This window comes from Yeguia hominis (assembly GCF_014384705.1).
In the GTDB taxonomy this organism is placed as follows: domain Bacteria; phylum Bacillota; class Clostridia; order Oscillospirales; family Acutalibacteraceae; genus Yeguia; species Yeguia hominis.
In genome coordinates this window covers 1-4,237 of the sequence record NZ_JACRSN010000042.1, presented here as the reverse complement: position 1 = coordinate 4,237, position 4,237 = coordinate 1, and the positions used below count along the sequence as shown (strand labels likewise).

6 protein-coding genes are annotated in these 4,237 nt (G+C 52.3%); all 6 read right to left on the bottom strand.

All coding sequences use genetic code 11. The features are described from left to right. A partial coding sequence (locus IAG03_RS13880; protein ID WP_488169042.1) for an ArdC-like ssDNA-binding domain-containing protein occupies positions 1-509 on the bottom strand: 509 nt, incomplete at its 3' end. 2 nt (positions 510-511) lie between these two features. After that, positions 512-1,294: a PcfB family protein gene (locus IAG03_RS13875; protein ID WP_249320709.1), complete on the bottom strand. Its 783-nt coding sequence runs from the start codon at positions 1,292-1,294 to the stop codon at positions 512-514. Next, a complete protein-coding gene (locus IAG03_RS13870; RefSeq protein WP_249320707.1) occupies positions 1,233-2,654 on the bottom strand; it encodes a relaxase/mobilization nuclease domain-containing protein in 1,422 nt (473 codons plus the stop codon). The genes IAG03_RS13875 and IAG03_RS13870 overlap by 62 nt, the downstream gene beginning before the upstream one ends. Further along, positions 2,654-2,977 (bottom strand): plasmid mobilization protein, encoded by a 324-nt coding sequence (locus IAG03_RS13865; protein WP_249320705.1) that lies wholly within the window; start codon positions 2,975-2,977, stop codon positions 2,654-2,656. Before IAG03_RS13865 ends, IAG03_RS13870 begins: the two co-directional genes overlap by 1 nt. A gap of 283 nt (positions 2,978-3,260) precedes the next feature. Continuing rightward, positions 3,261-3,539, bottom strand: coding sequence for a hypothetical protein (locus tag IAG03_RS13860; RefSeq protein ID WP_249320703.1), 279 nt, complete (start codon positions 3,537-3,539; stop codon positions 3,261-3,263). Beyond that, positions 3,536-4,237: ParM/StbA family protein (locus IAG03_RS13855; RefSeq protein ID WP_249320702.1), on the bottom strand; the 702-nt coding region annotated here is incomplete at its 5' end. The genes IAG03_RS13855 and IAG03_RS13860, both read right to left, overlap by 4 nt.

The window sequence follows — 4,237 nt, the reverse complement described above, 5'->3', positions numbered from 1 at the left end:
TCGATGGGGCAAGGTGCATTGTGGATGATGGCTTTCAGAAGCAGCCGCTCGTCCCGCTTCATTGCGGGGCGGTCCTTGGCCTTTGCGGTCGTCTGGGAAATGTCGAACACCTTCTTGGAGTTGTAGCTGACACCCACGGTGCCATCCTCCTTGGTGTATTCCTCGCCGGGTTCCAGCAATACGATTCCGCTTTCGCCCTTTTTGATGAACACGCCGTTATTCTTCCAGCCCTTAAAATCCGAAAGCTGGGTGGCGTCGGCTTTCTGGGCTGTGATCAGAACCACATTGCCCACAGAGTAGCGGTCAAAACGCGCCTGCACATCCAGATAGGATTGGAAGAGGCTACCGTCATTTGCCATGCGCTGTGCAGTCTCATCAATCATGGCAAAAGCGCTCTCGCGCTCCTGCTTTTTCTGCGCAGCCCACGCATCCTTGTCGAAGGAAACGAAGCTCTTATCCTCCGTACCCTCCTGCGCGGAGGCATTGAAAATATCATCATAGTTTGCCATGGTCATCTCTCCTTGTCTTTTTTCTTTTTCGGCACGGGCCTGTGCTCAGAGGTTCTGTTGGGCTCGTCCTTGGTTTTCTGCGCGGAGCTCGTCCTCTGTCTCTGCTCCTCCCGGATCTCCTTCATTTCCTGCCGGACAGATGGGCGGGAGCGTTCCGTAGGATCAGAGATACCCCTGACGGTTTTCTCGCGCTGATTTGATGTAGGCTCGGACGGACGGGATTTCGCAGCCGGGCCTTGCGTGGGGTTTTGCGTTTGCGCCTCCTCCTTATTGGGCGCAGGGGCAAGAAGCGCATCCAGGAAGGCTTCCTCCTTGTCCTTTTCCGTGGTGCTGCGGTCGGGGACTGGAATGTCCGCGTCCTTCTGTTCCTCCTTTGCCTTGACGATTTCGGTGCGCGCCGAGCCGATGTCTGCGGTGGCAATGCCGAAACGGTCAAAAATGCGGTTGATCTTGCTTGCGTCCTCTGCGCGGACAAACACATCGGTGTGGCCGTCGTTCGCCGTTTTGTCCTTCAAAACGCAATACAGGATGCCGTACTTCTTTGCCTCACGGCAGAACTTTTCAAGGTCTCTGTCGCCAATGGCAAAGACCTTGAGTTCCTTTCCGCTGCGGAGCATACTGTTGAGCCTTGTTTTCCCGCGTGTCTTTTTCTGATCCTTCAGCACCGCATAAAGCAAAACTGCCAAACGCTCAGCGGCCTTCCCGCTGATTTTTGCAGCCACCTCAACGCCGTTGAGCGTCATCCTCACGACCTGCTCGGCTGCTTCCCCTGACGAGTAACTCATTTTCCGTTTTCTCCTTTCGTTCGATTTTCTGCTGCTCGATTTGCTCAAGATTCTTACGAACCTGTTCCGACCTGTCAGCGATGTCGCTGCACAGCGCGATTTCCTTTCGGCAGGCTTTCAGCTCTGCGGTCAGCTCTGCGATCCGGGCTCTGGTTGCTTCGGCACTTTGGAAATCTTCTTTTCTTAGGTACCGCTTCAGTTCATTTTTCAGTCCCGTGCGCTGCTGCGTCAAAGCTTCCACTTGCTTTTCCTTTTCGGCTTTATAGCCGGCAAGAGCCTCCACAGTTTCAATTCCTGTTTTGGCAAGGAAATCCGCCTGAGCAATGTATCTGTCGAGCTTTGTCACATCCTCACGCAAAAAAGCCGACACCCTTTTTACAGATGCCGGCTGATGCACGATGATGTGAAGCTCATAACAGTAATATAGGTACAGGGCGTAAAGGCCGGTTGCCTTCTTTGCTTTCTCCTTGTATTGGTAATAGGGCGCTTTCGTGTCCTCCGCCACCTCGGGGAAAGGCGTCTTGCGGCGATAATTGTTCTGAATCCGCTGCTTGAGGGAATCCAGCTCGTAGTATTCACCCAGCTTGTCCAAGCGGAAGTTCTTCCCGCCGTCCACGATCCTTACAATGGGGTGGACCCTCGGCGAGCCCTTCGGCGTTTTTGTAATCACCTCGTAGCCCATTTCCTTCATGACACGCTGGAACTCACGCTCCGTAGTCGAGGCGAGGATCGCCCTGTCAATATCCTCGCGTATTCTGCTGCGCATGGTCGGCTTGCCGTTCTTCTCGGCCAGCCATTCTCCGTAATTGGCTCTGCGGTCGGCAGGGTACTCTATCACGGAAATCCTGGCTTCCCGGCACAGCCGGTCGGAGACCTCCCGCATCCGTCTGTAATCCGCCGGTGAGTTATAGAACTTCTTACCGTCCACATCGGAAACGGAGTTTATGACAAAGTGATTGTGATAATGCCCGGTGTTGCAGTGGGTAGCGATCACGACCTGAAAGCGATCGCCCCATAACTCTCTGGCAAGGGCGACACCAATGCTGTGTGCCGTATCTGCATCCACTTCATCTGCCTTAAAGGACTGATAACCGTGATAGCAGGACCTGCCGCCCTCATTATGCATCAGCCGCTTTGTCTCCATGAACTCCTGCGCCGCCGTTTCCTCGCTGTGGAGACGGAGGCAGGTGACATAGGCTCTTTTCTCGGTTTTCATTTCATCGGCAGCATATTCCACCACGCCTTCGATTTCATGAAGCTCCGAGAGCCTTTCCTTGTCATGCGTTTTCTCCGGATTGCGGGCATAATTGATGACCTTGTCCACCCGTCCTTTTATGGGCCAGATTGATGTAACCGCCATTACTGATAATCGGAGGTGTACGCATCAGATACCATTTTCGTGGCGGCTCTGATTCCCTCCAAGTCCTTTCTGAACTGGGGCATATCCGGCACATTGGTGGTGTTGAATCTCTTCAAGGTCTGATCCAGATTGTACCCCGCCTGCCGCATGGCCCGAAGCAGCATGGGGATATCCGCAGGCGGCGCTTCCTTAATTTCCTTATCGGCTACGCTGCGGCGAACAAAGCCGCCGATGGACAGCCCTGCTTTCTTTGCTTTTTTGGAAAGCACGGACAGTTCATCCTTTGTGAAGCAAACCTCCACTCTGCAATTTCTTTTTCTCAAAAACACTCATCCTTTCCGTTGGGGTTTCAGGGGCATTGCCCCAGACAAGCGGAATCTGTACGGACAGATTCGTTGCTTGTTAAGACAATGCCACGAGAACCCCATATTTCATTCTTGTTCTGTGTAGTTCAAATAGGCTTTTTCTGTTGAAACGGCAGTCCTAAATCTCACTCTTGTTCCTACGGGTCATCTGACAGACCGAAGAAAGTATCCCTGTTCATGTGGCTCCAAATTGATGCCACGGTGTATCAAGATAGCTGAAATTGGCTCCAAATTGATGCCATTAGAAGCTTTCGAGGAAATCCATGATGCTACTTTCGTTCTCATCAGATGCAGAATCCGTATCCGGCTCAAAAGGAATGTGGAGTGAAATATTACGAAGTTCTTCTGAAATAACCTTTCTCAAAAGAGCCTCAAGGGTCGAAAGCTTGTGTGCGGTATTGATTGAATCAATCACTTCTTTGTTGATCGGCCCACAGCTGCTGCTATGCAGCAGTTCCCATGCGTTTCTTTCATCCTCGATGTCCAAATTAAACCGGATGCTGATTCGCTTATAGCTCATTGTGGTGTTCCTCTCCTAAAGCTCAGCTGTGCGAGATATTCATACCCCTTCGCCGTGGCGCAGATGTCATCGTTGATGGTCACACGGGAAGCATCGTACACACCGAAGTTGCGGATCAGGCAGCTGCCGCCGCCGAGAACATACAGCCTCATCAGCTCCGGGTTGTACTCGTGCTCACGAAGTCTCTGAAAAATGCCCTCCACATAATCAGTGGCCGTGTCGGTAATGGTTTTCAGATAATCCTCCTTAATTTCTGCCGTACCAAAGCGGAACACCCTGTTGATAATCGCCTCATCCACGGTGGTGTGATGCGCACGCATGACATTCTCCCGCACGGCCAGCAGGCACTGGTGCGTACCGTATTTCTCCGTAAACATATTCCCGGAAACCGGCTTTTTGTCATTGATGAACATGATGTTCATCGTACCGTTTCCAATATCGCAGATCATGTTTACGCCCCGAAAGTCAGAAAGCCGGTCTGCCACCGCCGCAAAGCCCTGGGGAAATACATCCACGCCCACAATCTCCACATGGTAGGAAACATTTCGGAACGAGAAGTCTACGGCTTTGTTCTGCATCAGATAGTCCCTGAACTCGTCCCGCTGACCACTGACCCAAGTAAGAGGAAGACCTGCCGCAATTCTGATTTTGCCGCAGGTCATTTTTCGGATATTCAGTTCCCGCGCGATAGCTGCAAG